This window comes from Micromonospora sp. WMMD987, from assembly GCF_029581435.1.
In the GTDB taxonomy this organism is placed as follows: Bacteria; Actinomycetota; Actinomycetes; order Mycobacteriales; family Micromonosporaceae; genus Micromonospora; species Micromonospora rifamycinica.
In genome coordinates this window covers 4896915-4916777 of record NZ_CP120861.1, presented here as the reverse complement: position 1 = coordinate 4916777, position 19863 = coordinate 4896915, and the positions used below count along the sequence as shown (strand labels likewise).

The window sequence follows — 19863 nt, the reverse complement described above, 5'->3', positions numbered from 1 at the left end:
GCGCGGTGCCGGTGACGGCTACCGCCTGCCGGTCACCGTGGCGACCGCGCGGTCCAGGGCGCCGGCCACCGTCGCCGGGTCGGCATCGCCGTCGATCAGGGTGAAGCTGCCGAACTCCGGTAGCGCCCGGTAGCCGGTGTCCAACGCTGCCAGGTGGGCCAACTCCTCGGTGTCGATGCCCCGGGCCAGCACCCGCCGCTGGGCCAGCTCCGGGGTGACCGCCAGGAAGCAGACCAGGTCCGGCCGGGGAAAGAGGGCGTACGCGGCGCGGACCAGCCGGATGCCCCGGTCGCCCCGGGCCTGCATGATGACGTACTGGCACCAGGTCCAGCGGTCCATCACCCCGACCCGCCCGGTCAGCCGGGTGACCGCCACCGCGCGGGCCAGCGCCAGCCAGCGCACCGTCGCCTCCAGCACCGGGTAGCCGCGCCGGCCGAACAGGTGCACCCCGTCGCGCCGGCCCACCGCCCGCGCCAGCCGGTTCCACAGTGGCCGTCCGCCGGCGTTCTCCAGGTAGACCGCTGGTACGCCGGCCAGGCGCAGCCGACCCGCCAGCCGCCTGGCCTGGGTCGACTTCCCCGACCCGTCCACCCCCACCAACGCGACGACCACCCCACGCCCCATCCCCGCACCCTAGCCACCCCCTCCAGCACCCCACCCTGTGCCCGCCCTCGCTCTCTCCAGCACCCCACCCTGTGCCCCGCCCCCGCCCTCTGCAGCACACCCCACCCCGTGCCCGCCCTCGCTCTCTCCAGCACCCCACCCTGTGCCCCGCCCCCGCCCTCTGCAGCACACCCCACCCCGTGCCCGCCCCCGCTCTCTCCTCCCCGGTCCCCTGCTTCCTGGCCCCCTGCTTCCGGGGCGGGGCTGGGCTGGGGTGGGTTGGGTCAGGGGTTCTTGCGGCGGGGGCGGTAGGTGGCGAGGGTAGCGGGGATGCCGCGACGGATGATGCCGGCACGGTCGGTGTCGCCCCGGAGCAGGGCTGCCGCCGTCTTGCGGGCCTGGTCGAGGGTGAAGTGCGGAGGCAGCATCAGTTCGGCCGGGTCGACCACCGCGTTCACCACCACCGGGCGGTCGGCGGTGAGCACCCGACGCCAGAGCCCGGCGACCTGGTCGGGGGAGTCGACCAGTTCGCCGTCGAGGCCCAGCAGCTCGGCCCACCGGTGGTACGCCACGTCCGGCACGTCCTGGCTGGCCGGATAGCGCGGGGTGCCCTCGGTGGAGCGCTGTTCCCAACTGACGAACGCCAGATCCCGGTTGTTGAGCACCAGCACCACGAAACGCGGGTCGGCCCAGTGCCGCCAGTTCTTCGCCACGGTGATCAACTCGTTGACCCCGTTCATCTGCATCGCCCCGTCGCCGATCAGCGCCACCACCGGCCGGTCGGGGTGGGCGAACTTCGCCGCCAGGGCGTACGGCATGGCCCCGCCCATCGACAGCAGGGTGCCGGAGAGGCTGGCCAGCATGCCGGGGCGGACCTGGAGGTGGCGGGCGTACCAGGCGGTGGCGGTGCCGCAGTCCACCGCGAGCATCGCGTCGTCGGGCAGCGCGTCGTTGAGGGTGTGGAACAGCAACTGCGGGTTCACCGGGTCGGCGGGCTGCCCGGCCAGGTCGGCCTGGGCGCGTCGCCAGGCGGAGGTGGCGTCGGCGAGGCTCGCCCGCCAGGCTGTCGGGGCGGGGCCGTCGTCCAGCTCCCGTAGCAGCGCCCGCAGGGTGGGACCGGCGTCGCCGGTCAGGTTGACCTCCGTCGGGTAACGCAGCCCCATCCGGGTGCCGTCCAGGTCGATCTGCACCGCGCGGGCCTGCCCCTGCGGCGGATAGAAATCCGAGTACGGCATGTTGCTGCCGACGATCAGCAACCGGTCGCACTCCTGCATGAGCTGCCAGCTCGGACGGGTGCCGAGCAGGCCGATCGCCCCGGTCACCCACGGTTCGCGGTGGTCCACGGCGGTGAAGCCGAGCAGCGCGGTGGCCACCCCGGCACCCAGCCGGTCGGCGATCTGGCGTACCTCCTGTTCGGCACCGAGCGCACCCTGCCCGACCAGCATCGCCACCTTCCCGCCGCCGCGCAGCACCTCGGCGGCGCGGCGCAGCTCCGCCTCCGGCGGCACCGTCGGCGTGCTGCTCGGGACAGCGCTGGTGTGGTAGTAACCGTGTGCGTGCGGCGGGTCCGGCACCGCCGGCTCGTCCTGCACGTCCAGCGGGAGGACCAGCGCGGTCACCGTCCGGCGGGACAGCGCCGTACGGCAGGCCCGGTCCACCAGGTGCCGCACCTGGGACGGGTCGTCGAGCTGGGCCAGGAAGTCCGAGGCCACGTCCTTGTAGAGGGCGAGCAGGTCGACCTCCTGGTAGTAGCCGCCGCCCTCGGCGGTGAGCGCGGTGTTGCCGACCAGGGCCACCACCGGCTGGTGGTCGAGCTTGGCGTCGTAGAGGCCGTTGAGCAGGTGGATCGCACCGGGGCCGCTGGTCGCCAGGGCGCAGCCGAGCGGGCCGCCGCCGTACTTGACGTGGGCGGTGGCGGCGAAGCCGGCGGTCTCCTCGTGGCGCACCTGGACGAACTCCACCCGGTCGCCGGCCCGTTGCAGGGCCGAGGTCATGCCGTTGATGCCGTCCCCCGGGTAACCGAAGTAGCGGTGTACCCCCCATTCGGCGAGGCGGGCCACGATGTGGTCGGCGACCGTGGCGTTCTTCGGCAACCGGCCGTCGGCGTTGCCCGTTGCGCTCATCGTGGTGGTCCCTCCGGTAGCGTCCGTTTCCCGCCCCCTTCCCGCGCCACGCCCCCGGAAACCCGTCCGCGTCCGGCAAAACCCGACCGTGCCCTCGGGTCGGCTCCGGGCCACCCGGCAGAATCGGGCGGTGCCCGTTCACGAGATCACCGACCCGGACGACCCACGGATCGCCGACTACCGCGCGTTGACCGACGTCGAGTTGCGCACCCGCTGGGAGCCCCCGCACGGGCTGTTCATCGCCGAGGGGGAGCTGGTGCTGCGCCGGGCGTTGCGGGCCGGCTATCCGGCCCGGTCGTACCTGGTCGACGCGAAGCGGGTCGACCAGCTCGCCGACCTGGACACCGGGGACGCGCCGGTCTACGCGGCCACCCCCGACGTGTTGGAGAAGGCGACCGGCTTCCACGTCCACCGGGGCGTGCTCGCCTCGTTCCACCGTAAGCCGTTGCCCACCGTCGCCGAGGTGCTGGCCGTCGCCCGGCGGGTGGTGGTTCTGGAGGACATCAACAACCACACCAACCTCGGGGCGATCTTCCGGGGGGCCGCGGCGCTGGGTGTCGACGCGGTGCTCCTCTCGCCGTCCTGCGCCGACCCGCTGTACCGGCGCAGCGTGCGGGTGAGCATGGGGGAGGTGTTCGCGGTGCCGTACGCGAAACTGGAGCGTTGGCCGGTGGGGTTGGACCAGGTGCGGGCGGCGGGGTTCACGGTGCTGGCCATGACGTTGGCGGCGGACGCCGTACCGATGCAGCGGTTGACCCCGGCGCAGCGGGAGCGGGCGGCGTTGCTGTTGGGGGCGGAGGGGCCGGGCCTGACCGGGGCGGCCCAGGCGGCCAGCGACGTGCGGGTGGTGATCCCGATGCGGCGCGGCGTGGACTCGCTGAACGTGGCCGCCGCGGCGGCGGTGGCCTTCTGGGAGCTGGGGCGCGACGATCCGGTCGACGGGTAGTCACCACGACCACCGGCTATTTGCATGAGAATGCGGCCTCGTGCATAATCTTCCCCGTGTCCAAGGTTCTCACCTCCCTGCCCATCGGCGAACGTGTCGGCATCGCCTTCTCCGGCGGCCTCGACACCTCGGTCGCGGTCGCGTGGATGCGCGACAAGGGCGCCGTTCCCTGCGCCTACACCGCCGACATCGGCCAGTACGACGAGCCCGACATCGACTCGGTGCCCGGTCGTGCGCTCAGCTACGGCGCCGAGGTCGCCCGCCTGGTCGACTGCCGTGCCGCCCTGGTCGAGGAGGGCCTCGCCGCGTTGACCTGCGGCGCGTTCCATATCCGCTCCGGCGGCCGGGCGTACTTCAACACCACCCCGCTGGGCCGGGCGGTGACCGGAACCCTGCTGGTCCGGGCGATGATCTCCGACGACGTGCAGATCTGGGGTGACGGCTCGACCTTCAAGGGCAACGACATCGAGCGGTTCTACCGGTACGGCCTGCTGGCCAACCCGCAGCTGCGGGTCTACAAGCCGTGGCTGGACACCAACTTCGTCACCGAACTCGGTGGCCGCAAGGAGATGTCGGAGTGGCTGCTCGAACGCGGCCTGCCGTACCGGGACAGCACCGAGAAGGCGTACTCCACCGACGCCAACATCTGGGGCGCCACGCACGAGGCGAAGACCCTGGAGCACCTCGACACCGGCATCGAGACGGTCAACCCGATCATGGGGGTCCGGTTCTGGGATCCGTCGGTGGAGATCCCCACCGAGGACGTCACGATCGGCTTCGACCAGGGCCGCCCGGTGACGATCAACGGCAAGGAGTTCGGCAGCGCCGTCGACCTGGTGCTGGAGGCCAACGCCATCGGTGGCCGGCACGGCCTGGGCATGTCCGACCAGATCGAGAACCGGATCATCGAGGCCAAGAGCCGGGGCATCTACGAGGCCCCGGGCATGGCGCTGCTGCACGCCGCGTACGAGCGGCTGGTCAACGCCATCCACAACGAGGACACCCTGGCGAACTACCACCACGAGGGCCGTCGCCTCGGCCGGCTGATGTACGAGGGCCGCTGGCTGGACCCGCAGGCGCTGATGCTGCGCGAGTCGTTGCAGCGCTGGGTCGGCACCGCGGTCACCGGTGAGGTGACCCTGCGGCTGCGCCGGGGCGAGGACTACTCGATCCTGGACACCACCGGGCCGGCGTTCAGCTACCACCCGGACAAGCTGTCGATGGAGCGTACCGAGGACTCGGCCTTCGGCCCGTCCGACCGGATCGGTCAGCTCACCATGCGTAACCTGGACATCGCCGACTCCCGGGCCAAGCTGGAGCAGTACGTCACCCTCGGCCTGGTCGGCGGCGGGTCCACCCAGCGGGCGATCGGTGCCGCCCAGGCGGCGGCGACCGGGCTGATCGGGGCGATGCCGGAGGGCGGCGCGGAGGCCATCGCCTCCCGGGGCGTCACCTCCGCCGCCGACGAGGCCCTCGACCGGGCCGCGATGGAGTTCGGCGTCGACTGACCGGCTCCGCCCTGGCGGACGCCTGCCAGGACCGGATGCGGTGCCGGCCGTCGGTCGACGCCAGCGTGCCCGGACCGGCCGGCGGCGATGGCCGGAACAGGGATCACGGAGGGTAGCGTGTCGCCCGTGTTCCCCACCGTCCGTGAGGTGCTGGCCCTGGACCCGGTCCGCCGCGGTGCGCCCCGGCTGGTCGCCGGGGAGGCTGCCCTGGACCGGCCGGTGCGCTGGGTGCACGTGGCGGAGGTGCCCGACATCGCCACCCTGCTCGGTGGCGGTGAGCTGGTGCTCACCACCGGCATCGGGCTGCCCGCCGACGACGCCGGCCTGCGCGCCTTCATCGGAGACCTCGCCCAGGTGGGCGTCTCCGGTCTGGTGGTCGAGTTGGGCCGCCGCTACCCGTCCGAGGTGCCCCGGGTGATGGCGGCGGCGGCCGAGCGGCGCGGGCTGCCCCTGGTCGAGCTGCGCCGGGCCACGCCGTTCGTACGGATCACCGAGGCGGTGCACGCCCTGATCGTCGACGCCCAACTGCACGAACTGCGGGCCACCGAGGAGATCCACCAGCGGTTCACCGACCTGTCCGTCGAGGGTGCCGGGGCCGCCGAGGTGCTCCGGCAGGCCGCCGAGCTGGCCGGCTGCCCGGTGGTGCTGGAGAACCTGTCCCGGCAGGTGCTCGGCTACGACCCGGCGGGGGAGAGCGCCGAGCTGCTGCTGGACGGCTGGGAGCAGCACTCCCGGCGGATCCGCCCCACCGGGCGGACGGCGTACGACGCGGACAGCGGTTGGTTGGTGACCACCGTCGGTGCGCGTGGGCAGGACTGGGGCCGGTTGCTGCTGCGCTGGCCCGCCGGTGGGGACCTCGGTGCCGGGCGACCTGTCGGCAGCCCGCCCACCCGGCTGACCATCCTGGTGGAGCGGGCGGCCTCGACGCTGGCGCTGGGCCGGCTGATCCGGCGCGACGCCGAGGGGCTGGAGCGGCAGCTGCACCGTACGCTGCTGACCGCCCTGCTCGACCATTCCCGCCCGGTCGACGAGATCGCGCTGCGGGCCAGGGCGCTGGGGGTGACCCTGGACCGCCGGCACCTGGTCGGCATCATGGTCCGGCACCGCCGCGACCGGACCCCGGGCAGCCCCGTGCCGGGCGAGGGAGGGCCGCCGGTCGACGGTCCCGGCCCACCCCCGGGTGGTCGGCCGGCACCGACGACCCCGGCGGACCCCCAGGCCGGTCCGGCCCGACTGCGCGACCTCGCCGAGGCGGTGGGGCAGGCGCTCCGGGAGACGAAGCTGTCCGGCCTGACCAGCCCGGTCGACGACCAGGCGGTGGGTGTGCTGCTCGCCCTGCCGGACGCCACCGCCGAGGAACGCGCCCTCACCGCCTTTGCCGCCGCGCTGCGCCGCCGCCACCCCGACCAGCCGGGGCCGCCGGGCGGGAACAGCCACCAGCCGGGCGTGATCGTCGCCGCCGGTTCCGGGGTGGGGAGCCTGCGGGAGGTACGCCGCTCGCTGGTCGAGGCCCGGCAGCTCGCCGAGGCGGCCCGCCGGGACCGCCGGGACCTGCCGATCTTCCGGCTGCCGCACGTCGGGCTGGCCGGGTTGCTGCACCTGCTCCGCGACGAACCCCGGTTGCAGACCTTCGTCGAACGGGAACTCGGCGCGCTGTTGACCCACGACGCGCAGCATCCCCGGGAGCAGCTGCTCGGCACCCTGCGGGCGTACCTGGAACAGGGGCGCAACAAGTCGGCCGGCGCGGCCGCCGCGCACCTGTCCCGACCGGCGTTCTACGAGCGGCTGGCCCGGATCGGCCGGATCCTCGGCGTCGACCTCGACTCGGTCGAGACCTGCCTGTCCCTGCACGTAGCCCTGCTAGCCCTAGACGCCATCCGCACCCCCTAACCCCACCCCCACCCCCCACCCCACCCCCACCCCACCCCCACCCCACCCCCACCCGTGTCGATCATGGAGTTGTGGTGGACACACAAGGGGTCATAACCCCGCGAGGCGGGCACCACAACTCCAAGATCGCGCGTGGTTCTCGGCGTCAGGTGAGGGATTCCAGGGTTTTGGTGTACGGGGTGGGGACGTGGTTGGGGCCGCCGGGGGTGAAGACGTCGGAGGTGGCGGCGGTGGACCAGGCCTGCGGGGGCACCGCGTCGACCAGGGCGCGGACCACCGGGGCGGTGCGCCACTGATCCTGCTCGGCGAGCAGGCCCAGCGCCACCACCGACTCCTCGACCTCGCCGACGCACTCGAACGGCTTGTGCCCGTCCACGCCGAGCAGTTCCCGGTAGCCGGGGATCTGCGCCTCGTCGGCCAGCAGGTCGCCACCGAAGATGCCGACCACCCGGTCCCGGCTCATGAACGGGGCCATGGCCAGGAAGACGAACCGGCACTTCGGGCAGTCGCGGCACCAGCGGGCGCTGGCGTCACGCAGCTTGAACGCGGCGTTGCAACTGGTCACCACCGCGTCGTAGCGGTCGATGGTGGCGAACAGCCGGGCGATGTGCAGCTCCGACAGCGGGCGCAGCAGCGAGAAGTACGGCTCGGTGAGCCCGGCGTGCTCGGCCAGCGCCGCCCGCAGCAGCCCCTCGGCCTCGACCCCCTTGGACCACTGGTGGTTGATCTCGTGACCGTTCCAGATCAGGTTCGGATCGGACGCGGACCGCTCGTTGGACATCACCACCGGCCCGAGTCCGTGCAGCACGGCGGTGGCGACCGCGATCAGCGAGTTGATCGCGGTGACCGGGATGTGCCCGTTGCGCGCACCCGCCGCGTTCAGGTCGAACAGCACCGGGTCGAGCCGGCGGCGGGCGGCCAGCGCGGGCAGCCCGGACGCCTCGTTCACCGCGACGATCACGTGGTTGGGGTTCACCGAGAAGGGCACCGGGTCGAAGCCGGCCCGGCGCAGCGCCTCCAGGCTGACGATGGAGTCCTTGCCCCCGCCGACGGCCGACAGCGGGCGGCGGTCCGAGTCGTCGTACACCCGGGGCGGCGACACCTCGCCGGCCGGCACCTCGGGGCGCAGCTCCAGCACGTGCGGGAGCTGGTTGCGGTAGGCGTACTCGGCGAGGCCCCTGGTGTAGACGGCGGTGACCAGCGCGGTGGCGGCCCCGCCCAGCGGCGCGGGCAGCACCAGGCGCGGCGGCGCGGCGGCCTTGTAGTAACTCACCCCGGCCACCACGTGCAGCAGCTCCAGGACCCGGCCGAGGGTGGCCACCGTCTCGTCCGACGGCGGCCCGTCCGGCAGCGGCAGCGTGATCGTCTCGGTGAACCGCTGCTCGCCGTCGGGGCCGGTCAGCGCGTAGTCGAACGACACCTCACCGGTGGCGAGGTCGACCGAGTACGACGGGAAGGTGAAGGCGTCCATCCGCCGGAGTTGCTCGTTGGGCACACGCCATACTAGGCCCTGGTCCGTCCGGGGCGGGTTCGCTGCGCCGGACGGGGCCGGTGCCCCGTCGTCGACACCCCAGGGAGAGTTCGTGCGCCTGTCCGATCTGCGCGGCCGTACCGTCGCCGTCTGGGGGGCCGGCCGGGAGGGCCGCGCCGCCGTGACCGCCATCGCCGCGCACGGCCCGGCGGATCTGGTCGCGGTCGACGACAGCGCCAACTTCCTCACCGTGGCCTGGGAGGGACCGCTCGCCGAGGCCGCGCCGCTGGTCACCGGGGAGCAGGGGTACGCCCGGCTGGCCGCCGCCGAGATCGTCGTCCGTTCCCCGGGGGTGCCCAACACCCACCCGTGGCTGGTCGAGCTGCGCGCCCGGGGGGTCACCGTCACCCAGGGCACCGCGCTGTGGATGGCCGACCACGCCGGCCGGACGATCGGGGTCACCGGCAGCAAGGGCAAGTCGACCACCGCCAGCCTGATCAGCCACCTGCTCGCGGCGGTGGGCCGGCCCAACGTGCTGGGCGGCAACATCGGCGTGCCCACCCTCGACCTGCCCGACGCCGAGCTGTACGTGCTGGAGCTGTCCAGCTACCAGTGCAGCGACCTGACCGACTCCCCCCGGGTCGCGGTGGTCACCGCCCTGTTCCCGGAACACCTGGACGCGCACGGCGGTGAGGCCGAGTACTACCGGGACAAGCTCAACCTGATCGCGTACGGCCCCCCGACGGTGGTGGTCAACGGCAACGACCCGCGGTTGGCGCTGGAGCTGGGCGACCGGGCGGCGATCCGCGCCGGCCTGCCGGACACCGCCCACGTCGCCACCGGCCCGGACGGCACCGACTGGTTCCACCTCGGCGACCGGCCGCTCTTCGCCCGACAGGTGCTGCCGCTGGTCGGCCGGCACAACGCGGGCAACCTCTGCGTGGCGCTCGCCGTGCTCGACGCGCTCGGGATCGACGTGGTCGGTCACCGGGACACCCTGGCGGTGGCGGTCGCCGGGTTCCACGGGCTGGCCCACCGGCTCACCGAGATCGTCGACCCGTCCGGTCTCACCTTCGTCGACGACACCCTCGCCACCAGCCCGTACGCGGCGATGCACGCGATCGACGCGTACGACGGGCGGCCGTTGACGGTGATCGTCGGCGGCACCGACCGGGGGTTGGACTACACGCCGCTGGCCGAGCACCTGGCCGAGCGGGAGCTGACCGTGATCGGGATTCCGGACAGCGGTTCCCGTATCGTGGCGGCGTTGGCCGGGCTGCCGAAGGTCCGTACCGAGGTGGTGGACGACCTGGTGGACGCGGTCCGGTTGGCCCGGTCGGTGACCCCGGCCGACGGGGTGGTGCTGCTCTCGCCGGCGGCCCCCAGCTACGGCCGGTTCCGCAACTTCGAGCACCGCTCCGAGGTCTTCGCCGAGGCGATCCGGGACACCGCCGGCTGAGCCGCTGGCCCCGCGACCCCGGCCCGGCTGCGGGCCGGGACGCCGGCCGGGGGCACCGGGCCGGGTGACGCCGGTGTCGGGTGACGCCGTGTCAGGAGTGGACGGTCGCCGGGCTACACAGTGTCAGTTGTCGTGGGCCGGTCGGGGTGGCAGCGTGCGGGGAACGCGCAAGCCGCCGCTGAAGGGTGTGCCGATGACCGCCGACGACCTGCTGGCCCGACACCGGGCCGTGCTCCCCTCCTGGATGCCGCTCTACTACACCGAGCCGATCGAGCTGGTCGCCGGGTCCGGTCGCCGGGTCACCGATGCCCGGGGGCGCAGCTACCTGGACTTCTTCGGCGGCGTGCTGACCAACATGATCGGCTACGACATCCCGGAGATCCGCGAGGCCGTGGAGCGCCAACTGCGGACCGGCCTGGTGCACACCTCCACCCTCTACCTGATCCGGCAGCAGGTGGAGCTGGCCGAGAAGGTGACCTCGCTCGCCGGCATCCCGGACGCCCGGGTCTTCTTCACCAACTCGGGCACCGAGGCGAACGAGGCGGCGTTGCTGGTCGCCACCAACCACCGCCGGTCGCACCAGATCCTCGCCGTCCGCAACAGCTACCACGGCCGGTCGTACGCGACGATGGGGATCACCGGTCACCGCAACTGGACGGCCAGCGCGCACAACCCGCTCCAGGTGGCCTGGCTGCACTCCGGTGAACGGCTGCGCGGGCTGCTCGCCCGACTGCCCGAGGCCGACCGGATGGACGCCGCCGTGGAGGACCTGCGGGAGGTGCTCGCCACCCAGACCAGCGGTGACGTGGCCTGCCTGATCGCCGAGCCGATCCAGGGCGTGGGCGGTTTCGTCGCCCCGCCCGACGGGTTGTTCGCCGGCTGGCGCAAGGTTCTCGACGAGCACGGCATCCTGCTCATCTCCGACGAGGTGCAGACCGGTTGGGGGCGCACCGGGGAGCACTTCTGGGGCTACCAGGCGCACGGGGTCACCCCGGACCTGCTCACCTTCGCCAAGGGCATCGGCAACGGGTTCGCCCTGGCCGGGGTGGTCGGCCGGGCGGAGGTCATGGAGTCGGTTCCGGCGATCAGCTTCTCCACCTTCGGCGGCAACCCGCTGTGCACCGCCGCCGGCAACGCGGTCCTGGACTACCTGCTCGACCACGACCTCCAGGCCAACGCGGCCCGGGTCGGCGCGATCCTGCTGGACGGCCTGCGGGCCACGGTCGCCGACCTCGACGGTGTCGCCGAGGTGCGCGGCCGGGGGCTGATGCTCGCGGTGGAGTTCGTCCGGCCCGGCGGGTCGGAGCCCGATCCGGTGTTGACCGCCCTGGTCTTCGAGGCGTGCCGGGCCGGTGGCCTGCTGGTCGGCAAGGGCGGCCTGCACGGCAACGTGCTACGGATGGGGCCGCCGCTGACCCTCACCGAGGACGAGGCCCGCGAGGGGTTGGCCATCCTGGTCGAGGCGATCCGGTCGACGGTGGCGGCGGAGGCGGCGCGGTGACCGGGGCGACCCGGCGGACGTCACCCGGCCCGCAGGCCGCACCCACGGTGGAGGTCACCCGGATCGGGCACTTCGTCGACGGTGCGCGGGTCGACGGGACGTCCGGCCGGTTCGGGGACGTCTTCGATCCGGCCACCGGTCGGCGTACCGGTCGGGTGGCGTTGGCCGGGGCGGCGGACGTCGCGGTGGCGGTCGAGGCGGCCGAGCGGGCCGCCCGGAGCTGGCGGGACGCCTCGCTGGCCCGGCGCACGGCGGTGCTGTTCGCCTTCCGGGAACTGGTCCACGCCCGTCGGGACCGGCTCGCCGGGGTGATCACCGCCGAGCACGGCAAGGCGCTCGCCGACGCCGCCGGGGAGGTGCAGCGCGGCATCGAGGTGATCGAGTACGCCTGCGGCATCGCCTCGACGGTGCGCGGGAGCTTCAGCGCGAACGTCTCCACCGGGGTCGACTCGTACAGCCTGCGGCAGCCGCTCGGGGTGGTGGCGGTGGTCTCGCCGTTCAACTTCCCGGTGATGGTGCCGTTGTGGTTCCTGCCGCTGGCGGTGGCCTGTGGCAACGCGGTGGTGCTGAAGCCGAGCGAGAAGGTCCCGGGCGCGGCGCTGCTGCTGGCCGAGTGGTTCGCCGAGGCGGGCCTGCCCGACGGGGTGTTCAACGTGGTCAACGGCGACGCCGAGGCGGTGGACGCGCTGCTGGACCATCCCGGGGTACGGGCGGTGTCGTTCGTCGGCTCCACCCCGGTCGCCCGGCACGTGCACCGGCGCGGCTCGCTGGCCGGCAAGCGGGTGCAGGCCCTGGGCGGGGCGAAGAACCATCTGGTGGTCCTCCCCGACGCCGACCTGGAGTTGGCCGCCGACGCGGCGGTCAACGCCGGGTTCGGCTCGGCGGGCCAGCGGTGCATGGCGATCTCCGCGCTGGTCGCGGTGGCGCCGGTCGCCGACGCCCTGGTGGCCCGGATCGCCGACCGGATGGCCGGATTGCGTACCGGCGACGGCCGACGCGGCGTCGACCTGGGTCCGCTGGTCACCGCCGGGCACGCCGAGCGGGTCCGGTCGTACGTGGCGGCCGGGGTGGCGGCGGGCGCGGTCGCGGTGGTGGACGGCCGGCAGGTCGTGCCGGACGGCGAACCGGGCGGCTTCTGGCTCGGCCCGACCCTGTTCGACCGGGTCACCCCGGACATGTCGATCTACACCGACGAGATCTTCGGGCCGGTGCTCGGCGTCGTCCGGGTCGACTCGTACGACGAGGCGGTCGCGCTGGTCAACGCCAACCCGTACGGCAACGGCACGGCGATCTTCACCCACGACGGCGGGGCGGCCCGGCGGTTCCAGCACGAGGTGGAGGTGGGCATGGTCGGGATCAACGTGCCGGTTCCGGTGCCGATGGCCTACTACTCGTTCGGCGGGTGGAAGGCGTCCCTCTTCGGTGACCTGCACGCCCACGGCGAGGACGGGGTGCGGTTCTTCACCCGGGGCAAGGTGGTCACCAGCCGCTGGCCCGATCCCCGCCACGGCGGCGTCAACCTCGGCTTCCCCACCGCCACCTGACCCGCCCCGTCCTGGCCTGCCCCGTCCTGGCCGCGCCGTCTGACCGATAACGATCGTCCGTGGTGAGCGACGAGGGACGCGCCATGGTGGGTGCCGGCGGGACGTCGGCGGTCAGGAGGCCCCCTCCGGGGTGGCCGCCGCCGTCCGGGCCGGGGCCACCAGCAACGCGTGCCGGGCGGCCGGGTCGGTGAACCCGGGCAGGGTGCGGGCGGCGAGCCAGGCGGCCCCCGCCGCGCCGTCCCCGGCCGGGTGCACCGGGGCGTCCGGCCAGTGGCGTGCCACCTCGACCCGGACCGCCGCGGCGAGCGGGGTGTCCCCGGTGAGCAGCCCGCCGCCGAGCACCAGCGGTGTCGTCGCGCCGGTCGGGCGGATCCGGCCGGCGCTGGTGACCAGGTGTGCGGCGGCACGCCGGAGCAGTCCGGCCGCCACCGGCCCACCGTCGGCGGCGTCGTCGACCACCAGCGGCGCGAGCCGGGCCAGGGCGACCGGCGGCTGGCGGGTGACCGCCTGGACCACCGCGTCCACGGTGTCCCGGGGGCGGGCCGCCACGTCGGTCGTGCCGAGCAGTTCGGCGAGCAACCGTCGGCCGAGCGGGCCGGGTGCGGTGCCGGCGTCCAGGTCGGCCAGGAGCGTACGGACCGCCTCGCGGCCCAGCCAGAAGCCGGAGCCGGCGTCGCCGAGCAGCCAACCGTGTCCGTCGGCGACCCGGTCCAGGCGCAGGCCGCGCACCTGGGCGGCGATCGCCCCGGTGCCGGCGACGAGGATCGTGCCGTCGGGTGCGGCGGTGCCGGAGGCGTAGCCGACGAGGGCGTCGCTGTGCACGGTGTAGGGGCAGCGCAGGCCGGCGTCCGACCAGGCCCGGTCGAAGGCGGCCCGGCCGTCGGGGTCGGCGCGGAGCCGGCCCGCCCCGGCCAGCCCGATGGCTCCGGCGTGGACCCGGGCCGGGTCGATTCCGCGTACCGCGTCGCGCAGGGCGGTCAGCAGTTCGGCGGCGGCCCGTTCGGCACCGTGACTGGTGGGGTTGCCGCCGCCGGCCCGGCCGGTGCCGAGGCGTTCGCCGGTGAGGGTCAGGGCGACCGCCCGGGTGGAGGTGCCGCCGACGTCGAGGCCGACCACGACCGTGTCGGACATCGGCGGGGACCTCCGGGCGGGCTGGGGTGGGGGTGTCCATGCTGGTCGCTGCGGGGGCCGGAGGGCAAGGGTGGTGGCCGGTGCCGGGGTGCGGCGGCAGGTAACAGTTTGAAAACTTCGCCCATGGTCTTGACAGGAAGGGGCCTTCAGTAAGAACTTTTACCACTAACAGTTAACACTCTTTTCCGAAAGGGCGGGTCGATGGCCGAACGCGAGGGGGACACCACCGCGGCAACCGCGGTGGTCGACGCCGAGCCGGCCGACCGGCGGGGCGCGGACGGGGTGCTGGCCAGGGTCCGGGCCGGCGCGGGTGAGCTGACGGGAGCGTTGCGCCGGGTCGCCGAGCAGGTGCTCAGCGACCCGGAGGCGGCGGCCCGCGCCACCATCGTCGAACTGGCCGAACGCAGTGGCACCTCACCGGCCACCATCACCCGGTTCTGCCGGGCGATGGGCTTCGACGGCTACGCCGACCTGCGCCTGGGTATCGCCTCCGAGACCGGCCGGGCCCGCTCGGCCGGCTGGACCGTCGACATCGGACGGGAGATCCAACCCGGTGACCCGCTGGCCCGGGTGCTCGACCAGATCATGGCCGCCGACACCCGGGCCATGCACGACACCGCCACGCTGCTCGACCTGGCCGAGGTGGAACGGGCCGCGGTCGCCATCGCCGGCGCGGCCCGGGTCAACATCTTCGGCGCCAGCGGCAGCGCCCTGGTCGGCGAGGAGATGCAGCTCAGCCTGCACCGCATCGGGGTGGCGGCGTGGGCCTGGAGCGACGTGCACGAGGGGCTGGCCAGCGCCGCGCTGCTCGGCCCCGGCGACGTGGCGCTGGGCATCTCGCACACCGGGCAGACCCGGGAGACCATCGAGATGCTGGCCGAGGCGGGCAGCCGGGGCGCCACCACGGTGGCGTTGACCGGGTTCCCGCGCTCCCCGCTGGCCGAGCTGGCCGACCTCGTCCTGCTCACCGCCAGCCAGGCCACCACGTTCCGGCCGGACGCGCTGTCCGCCCGGCACCCGCAGCTCGTCGTGCTCGACCTGCTCTACATCGCCGTGGCGCAGCGCACCCACGACCGCGCCCACGCGGCCTTCCGGCGTACCGCCCAGGCCGTCGAGGGGCACAAGGCCGCGAAGGGGACCACCTCATGATCAGTGCCCAGGGGTACGCCCGGGCCGTCCGCCCCCTGCTCGACCGGGTGGTCGACGGCCAGGCCGAGGCGATCGGCCGGGCCGCCGACCTGATCACCACGAGCCTGCGGGCCGGCGGGGTGCTCCAGGCGTTCGGCGCCGGCCACTCCGAGGCGTTCGCCGCCGACCTGGTGGCCCGGGCCGGTGGCCTGGTCCCCACCAACCGGCTCGGCCTGCACGACCTGGTGCTGCACGGCGACGCCCCGCGCGACGTGCTCACCGACCCCAAGCTGGAACGGGATCCGGCCGTGGCCCACCAGCTCTACCCGCTGGCCCGACCGCAGCCGGCCGACGTCTTCCTGATCGCCTCCCAGTCCGGCATCAACGGCTCGGTGGTCGAGCTGGCGACGCTGGTCACCGGGCGCGGCCACCCGCTGATCGCGGTCACCTCGGTCGCGCACACCACCCGGGTGGCCCCCCGCCACCTGTCCGGCCACCGGCTCGCCGACCTCGCCGACGTCGTGCTGGACAACGGCGCCCCGTACGGCGACGCACTGCTGCCGCTGGAGGGCGGCGGCGCGGTCTGTGCGACCTCCTCGGTCACCTCGGCGCTGCTGGCGCAGGTGCTGACAGCGGAGGTCGTCCGACGGTTCCACCAGGTCGGAGAGGTACCCCCTATCTACCTCTCCGCCAACGTCCCCGGTGGGGACGCGCACAACCTCGCCCTCGAGTCGCGGTACGCCGGACGTCTCCGGCGGACCGCCTGACCCGGACACCCAAGGAGAGACGACGATGTCGAATACCCCCGAGACCCCGACCACGCTGGACCGCCGCACCCTGCTGGGCCGTACCGCCGCCGCGGGCCTGCTCGCCACCCCGGTGGTCGGCCTGCTCGGCGCCTGCGCCACCAGCGGCTCCGACGAGGGCGGCAGCAAGGCCGAGGAGGGCACCAAGAGCGCCGCCAACCCGCTCGGCGCCCCCGAGGACGCGCCGCTGGAGGTGGTCATCTTCAACGGCGGCTACGGCGAGAAGTACGCCACCGACGTGCACGAGCCGCTGTATAAGAAGGCGTTCCCCAAGGCCGAGGTCAAGCACCAGTCGACCCAGGCGGTCTCCACCGTGCTCCAGCCCCGGTTCGCCTCCGGCAACCCGCCGGAGTTCGTCAACAACTCGGGCGAGAAGCTGATCGACTTCGGTTCGCTGGTCGCCGACGGGCAGCTGATGGACCTCACCGAGCTGTGGGACGCCCCCTCGGTCGACGACCCGAACAAGAAGGTCCGCGACACGGTGGTGCCCGGCACGGTCGAGGCCGGCTCGTTCAACGGCAAGCCCTACGTCCTGTACTACGTCTCCACCGTTTTCGGGATCTGGTACTCGGGCAAGCTGTTCAAGGAGAACGGCTGGGCACCGGCGAAGAACTGGTCGGAGTTCACCGCCCTGCTCGACGGCATCAAGTCCAAGGGCATCACCCCGTACGGCTACGCCGGGGCGAACGCGGCCTACTACCAGTGGAACGTGATCCTCACCCACGCCGCCAAGATCGGTGGCACCGACGTGCTGAAGAACATCGACAACCTGGAGGACGGTGCCTGGCAGCAGGACGCGGTCAAGCAGGCCGCCGAGGCGTGGGCCGAGATCGGCGCGAAGTACGTCGACAAGAGCTTCGAGGGGCTCAAGCACACCGACGTGCAGCTCCGGCAGAACCAGTACAAGCTGGCCCTCTACCCCAGCGGCGACTGGCTGGAGGGCGAGCAGAAGAAGGACACGCCGGCCGGCTTCGACTACCAGCTGATGCCGGTGCCGAGCCTGTCGGGCTCGGACAAGCTGCCGGGCACCGCGGTGCGGGCCACCGCCGGTGAGGGCTACTTCGTCTCGGCCAAGAGCAAGAACCCGCGCGGCGGCCTGGAGTACATGCGCCAGATGCTCTCGGTGGCCGGGGCCAAGGGCTTCACCGAGGTGGTCAAGGCCCCGACGGTGGTCACCGCGGGCAGCGCCGGCTTCGCCTTCCCGCCGGGGGTGGCCAGCTCGCAGGCCGCGCTCGCCGCCGCCGGCAAGGACGTGTTCAACCTGTACTTCGACGGCTGGTACAAGGAGCTGGACACCGAGGCGCGGACCGCCACCAACGAGCTGATGTTCGGCCGGATCAAGGCGGACGCCTTCGTGGAGCGGATCCAGAAGCGGGCCGACGCCATCAAGAAGGACAGCTCCGTCGCCAAGTTCACGCGCTGACCGATCGGAGTAGCGGGATCATGCGGCACGGCAAGTATCCGTTCGTGATCGGGTTCCTCTTCGCCCCGGTCACGCTGTACGTGGTCTTCGTCATCGCACCGTACGCGCAGGCGTTCCAGATCTCGATGACCAACTGGCGGGGGCTGTCCGCCCCGCAGTGGGTGGGCTTCGACAACTACCGGCGGCTGCTCGACGACGGGCGCTTCTGGCAGGCGGTCCAGCACCACGGCGTACTGCTGCTTGCCCTGCCGCTGATCACGATCGCCATCGCGCTGTTCTTCGCCTTCCTGCTCAACGTGGGCGGACGCAGCGTGGGCGGTCAGCGGCAGGGGGTCCGGGGGTCGGGGTTCTACCGGGTGGTGTTCTTCTTCCCCCAGGTCCTCGCCGTGGCCATCATCGCGGTGCTGTTCCAGATGGTGTACCGGCCCAACGAGTCCGGCCTGATCAACGGCGTGCTGATGAAGCTCGGCCTGGATCCGGTGCTGTTCCTGATCCGGCCGAACCTGGCCCTCTGGTCGATCATCGCGGTGCTGGTCTGGCAGGCGGTCGGCTTCTACGTGGTGCTCTTCTCGGCCGGGATGGCCTCCATCCCGGGGGAGATCTACGAGGCGGCCGAGATGGACGGGGCGAGCAAGGTGATGCTCTTCTTCCGGGTCACCCTGCCGCTGCTCTGGGACACCCTCCAGGTGGCCTGGATCTATCTCGGCATCGCCGCGTTCGACGCGTTCGCCATCGTCGCGGTGCTCTCGGTGGACAGCGGCGGCCCGGACGGCGCGACGACGGTGCTGGCGGTGGAGATCTACCGCAACGCCTTCGTCTACTCGAAGTACGGCTACGCCTCGGCGATGGGCGTGGCGCTGTTCTTCCTCACCCTCACGTTCGCGGCGTTGACGCTGCGGTTGACCAAGCGGGAAAGCGTGGAGTACTGAGATGGCCGCACAGACGACGCTGACGTCGGCCCCGGCGGAGACCCCGCCGGGCCGGCCCGCCACCCGCGCCCGCCGGGGCCGGGGTCAGCACCACGAGGTACGGCTGTTCAGCGGGCTGGGGCAGCTGGCGCTCGCCGTCTGGGCGGTGATCGTCATCGTGCCGATCCTCTGGACGTTCCTGGCCGCGTTCAAGAACACCAGCGAGATCTTCAGCAGCCCCTGGACGCTGCCGGCGGAACTGCGCTGGGAGAACTTCGGTCGGGCCTGGACCAAGGCGCACGTCGGCCGGTACTTCCTCAACAGCGTCTTCGTGGTGTCGTGCAGCACCTTCGGCACCATGCTGCTCGGCTCGATGGCCGCGTACGTGCTGGCCCGGTACAAGTTCCGGGGCAACCGGGCGATCTACTACCTGTTCGTCTCCGGGTTGGCGTTCCCGGTCTTCCTGGCTCTGGTTCCGCTCTTCTTCGTGGTCCGTAACCTGGGCCTGCTGGACACCCACACCGGCGTGATCCTGGTCTACATCGCCTACTCGTTGCCGTTCACCGTCTTCTTCCTGGCCGCGTTCTTCCGGACGCTGCCGAACTCGGTGGCCGAGGCCGGCATGATCGACGGGTGCTCGCACACCCGGCTGTTCTTCCAGGTGATGCTGCCGATGGCGAAGCCGGGCCTGATCAGCGTGGCGATCTTCAACATCATCGGACAGTGGGCGCAGTACCAGTTGCCCCTGGTGCTGCTCTCCAACGCCAAGGACAAGTGGGTGCTCACCCAGGGCATCGCCGACATCTCGGTCAACGCCGGCTACGAGGCCGACTGGTCCGGCCTGTTCGCCGCCCTGACCATCGCCATCCTCCCGATGATCATCGTGTATGCGGTCTTCCAACGGCAGATCCAGTCCGGCCTGACCTCCGGTGCGGTCAAGTAGCCCAACCCACTGCCGCTTCCCGGATCGGACAGGTCCTGGGGTGGGACAGGTCCTCGGGTCGGACAGGCACCTGTGTCCGGCCTGATCTCCGGCACGGCCGGCAGCCCATCCCGCCGCCGCTCCCGGGGGTCGGACAGGCATGTGTGTCCGAAACCCATATGCCCCGCGGGCATAAATATGCCTGCGGGGCATACGGGTTGCACGTGGACCATCATCCCGTCCGTCCGCACGTGGCCCATCACCCCGCCCGTCCGCGCGGTCCTGTCATCCTGTCCATTCGCGCCGGCCCATCACCCCGCCCGGTCCGCACGTGGCCCATCACCGCACCCGTCCGCGCGGGCCTGTCACCCCGCCCGTCCACCGGCCTGTCACCCCGCCTCCCGTTCGCTCCGGCCGTGTCCGTCCGCTCCGGCCTCCGGGCGCCGCGCGGGCGGGCCGGGCACGGCGGGCCGCGCGAGGTCCGGCCCGCTGGCAGTCTG

The 19863-nt window shown here is 72.9% G+C and carries 15 protein-coding genes; 11 read left to right on the top strand and 4 right to left on the bottom strand.

Annotated features, from left to right (window positions below):
- Nucleotides 1-18 precede the first annotated feature (18 nt).
- Entirely contained in the window at nucleotides 19-624 is a 606-nt protein-coding gene (locus O7612_RS20620) for a thymidylate kinase (protein WP_282266664.1), read from the bottom strand.
- 263 nt (nucleotides 625-887) lie between these two features.
- The gene (locus tag O7612_RS20615) at nucleotides 888-2726 is read right to left on the bottom strand and encodes a thiamine pyrophosphate-requiring protein (RefSeq protein ID WP_282266663.1); all 1839 of its coding nucleotides are present in this window, start codon (nucleotides 2724-2726) and stop codon (nucleotides 888-890) included.
- An 88-nt stretch (nucleotides 2727-2814) separates the two neighbouring features.
- On the opposite strand from O7612_RS20615, the gene O7612_RS20610 reads away from it, so the two are divergent.
- From O7612_RS20610 to O7612_RS20600, 3 genes are all read left to right on the top strand, one after another.
- Entirely contained in the window at nucleotides 2815-3672 is an 858-nt protein-coding gene (locus O7612_RS20610) for an RNA methyltransferase (RefSeq protein WP_282266662.1), read from the top strand.
- Nucleotides 3673-3728: 56 nt separating this feature from the next.
- A complete protein-coding gene (argG, locus tag O7612_RS20605) occupies nucleotides 3729-5180 on the top strand; it encodes an argininosuccinate synthase (protein WP_282266661.1) in 1452 nt (483 codons plus the stop codon).
- A gap of 87 nt (nucleotides 5181-5267) precedes the next feature.
- Nucleotides 5268-7070: a PucR family transcriptional regulator gene (locus tag O7612_RS20600; protein ID WP_282266659.1), complete on the top strand. Its 1803-nt coding sequence runs from the start codon at nucleotides 5268-5270 to the stop codon at nucleotides 7068-7070.
- Between the two features lie 145 nt (nucleotides 7071-7215).
- On the opposite strand, the gene O7612_RS20595 is transcribed toward O7612_RS20600, so the two are convergent.
- Complete coding sequence (locus tag O7612_RS20595; protein WP_282266657.1) at nucleotides 7216-8565, bottom strand: hypothetical protein; 1350 nt, start codon at nucleotides 8563-8565, stop codon at nucleotides 7216-7218.
- Between the two features lie 88 nt (nucleotides 8566-8653).
- Here O7612_RS20595 and murD point away from each other — a divergent pair, with 88 nt between their 5' ends.
- The 3 genes from murD (at nucleotide 8654) to O7612_RS20580 (ending at nucleotide 13045) form a co-directional block, all read left to right on the top strand.
- A complete protein-coding gene (murD, locus tag O7612_RS20590; protein ID WP_282266655.1) occupies nucleotides 8654-10000 on the top strand; it encodes a UDP-N-acetylmuramoyl-L-alanine--D-glutamate ligase in 1347 nt (448 codons plus the stop codon).
- A gap of 193 nt (nucleotides 10001-10193) precedes the next feature.
- Nucleotides 10194-11501: an aspartate aminotransferase family protein gene (locus O7612_RS20585; protein WP_282266653.1), complete on the top strand. Its 1308-nt coding sequence runs from the start codon at nucleotides 10194-10196 to the stop codon at nucleotides 11499-11501.
- 47 nt (nucleotides 11502-11548) lie between these two features.
- Nucleotides 11549-13045: a CoA-acylating methylmalonate-semialdehyde dehydrogenase gene (locus O7612_RS20580; protein ID WP_282273974.1), complete on the top strand. Its 1497-nt coding sequence runs from the start codon at nucleotides 11549-11551 to the stop codon at nucleotides 13043-13045.
- Between the two features lie 111 nt (nucleotides 13046-13156).
- Here the strand turns inward: O7612_RS20580 and O7612_RS20575 are convergent, their stop codons facing one another.
- On the bottom strand, nucleotides 13157-14176 hold the full coding sequence (locus O7612_RS20575) for a BadF/BadG/BcrA/BcrD ATPase family protein (RefSeq protein WP_282266651.1): 1020 nt from the start codon (nucleotides 14174-14176) through the stop codon (nucleotides 13157-13159).
- Between the two features lie 201 nt (nucleotides 14177-14377).
- Here O7612_RS20575 and O7612_RS20570 point away from each other — a divergent pair, with 201 nt between their 5' ends.
- From O7612_RS20570 to O7612_RS20550, 5 genes are read left to right on the top strand one after another with little or no spacing between them, the layout of a single operon-like run.
- The gene (locus O7612_RS20570; protein WP_282266649.1) at nucleotides 14378-15325 is read left to right on the top strand and encodes a MurR/RpiR family transcriptional regulator; all 948 of its coding nucleotides are present in this window, start codon (nucleotides 14378-14380) and stop codon (nucleotides 15323-15325) included.
- Nucleotides 15322-16071 (top strand): SIS domain-containing protein, encoded by a 750-nt coding sequence (locus tag O7612_RS20565; RefSeq protein WP_282266647.1) that lies wholly within the window; start codon nucleotides 15322-15324, stop codon nucleotides 16069-16071. The genes O7612_RS20570 and O7612_RS20565 overlap by 4 nt, the downstream gene beginning before the upstream one ends.
- Before the next feature lie 25 nt (nucleotides 16072-16096).
- Complete coding sequence (ngcE, locus tag O7612_RS20560) at nucleotides 16097-17533, top strand: N-acetylglucosamine/diacetylchitobiose ABC transporter substrate-binding protein (protein ID WP_282266646.1); 1437 nt, start codon at nucleotides 16097-16099, stop codon at nucleotides 17531-17533.
- A gap of 20 nt (nucleotides 17534-17553) precedes the next feature.
- Nucleotides 17554-18462, top strand: coding sequence for a sugar ABC transporter permease (locus tag O7612_RS20555; protein WP_067311563.1), 909 nt, complete (start codon nucleotides 17554-17556; stop codon nucleotides 18460-18462).
- 1 nt (nucleotide 18463) lies between these two features.
- On the top strand, nucleotides 18464-19384 hold the full coding sequence (locus O7612_RS20550) for a carbohydrate ABC transporter permease (protein WP_282266644.1): 921 nt from the start codon (nucleotides 18464-18466) through the stop codon (nucleotides 19382-19384).
- Nucleotides 19385-19863 lie beyond the last annotated feature (479 nt).

What these genes read in the sequence shown, in the direction of transcription:
- O7612_RS20555 (WP_067311563.1), top strand. Translation starts at nt 17,554, where the DNA reads ATGCGGCACGGCAAGTATCCGTTCGTGATCGGGTTCCTCTTCGCCCCG.
- ngcE (WP_282266646.1), top strand. Translation starts at nt 16,097, where the DNA reads ATGTCGAATACCCCCGAGACCCCGACCACGCTGGACCGCCGCACCCTG.
- O7612_RS20575 (WP_282266651.1), bottom strand. Translation starts at nt 14,176, where the DNA reads ATGTCCGACACGGTCGTGGTCGGCCTCGACGTCGGCGGCACCTCCACC.
- O7612_RS20620 (WP_282266664.1), bottom strand. Translation starts at nt 624, where the DNA reads ATGGGGCGTGGGGTGGTCGTCGCGTTGGTGGGGGTGGACGGGTCGGGG.
- O7612_RS20600 (WP_282266659.1), top strand. Translation starts at nt 5,268, where the DNA reads ATGGCCGGAACAGGGATCACGGAGGGTAGCGTGTCGCCCGTGTTCCCC.
- O7612_RS20565 (WP_282266647.1), top strand. Translation starts at nt 15,322, where the DNA reads ATGATCAGTGCCCAGGGGTACGCCCGGGCCGTCCGCCCCCTGCTCGAC.
- O7612_RS20570 (WP_282266649.1), top strand. Translation starts at nt 14,378, where the DNA reads ATGGCCGAACGCGAGGGGGACACCACCGCGGCAACCGCGGTGGTCGAC.
- O7612_RS20550 (WP_282266644.1), top strand. Translation starts at nt 18,464, where the DNA reads ATGGCCGCACAGACGACGCTGACGTCGGCCCCGGCGGAGACCCCGCCG.
- O7612_RS20615 (WP_282266663.1), bottom strand. Translation starts at nt 2,726, where the DNA reads ATGAGCGCAACGGGCAACGCCGACGGCCGGTTGCCGAAGAACGCCACG.
- O7612_RS20585 (WP_282266653.1), top strand. Translation starts at nt 10,194, where the DNA reads ATGACCGCCGACGACCTGCTGGCCCGACACCGGGCCGTGCTCCCCTCC.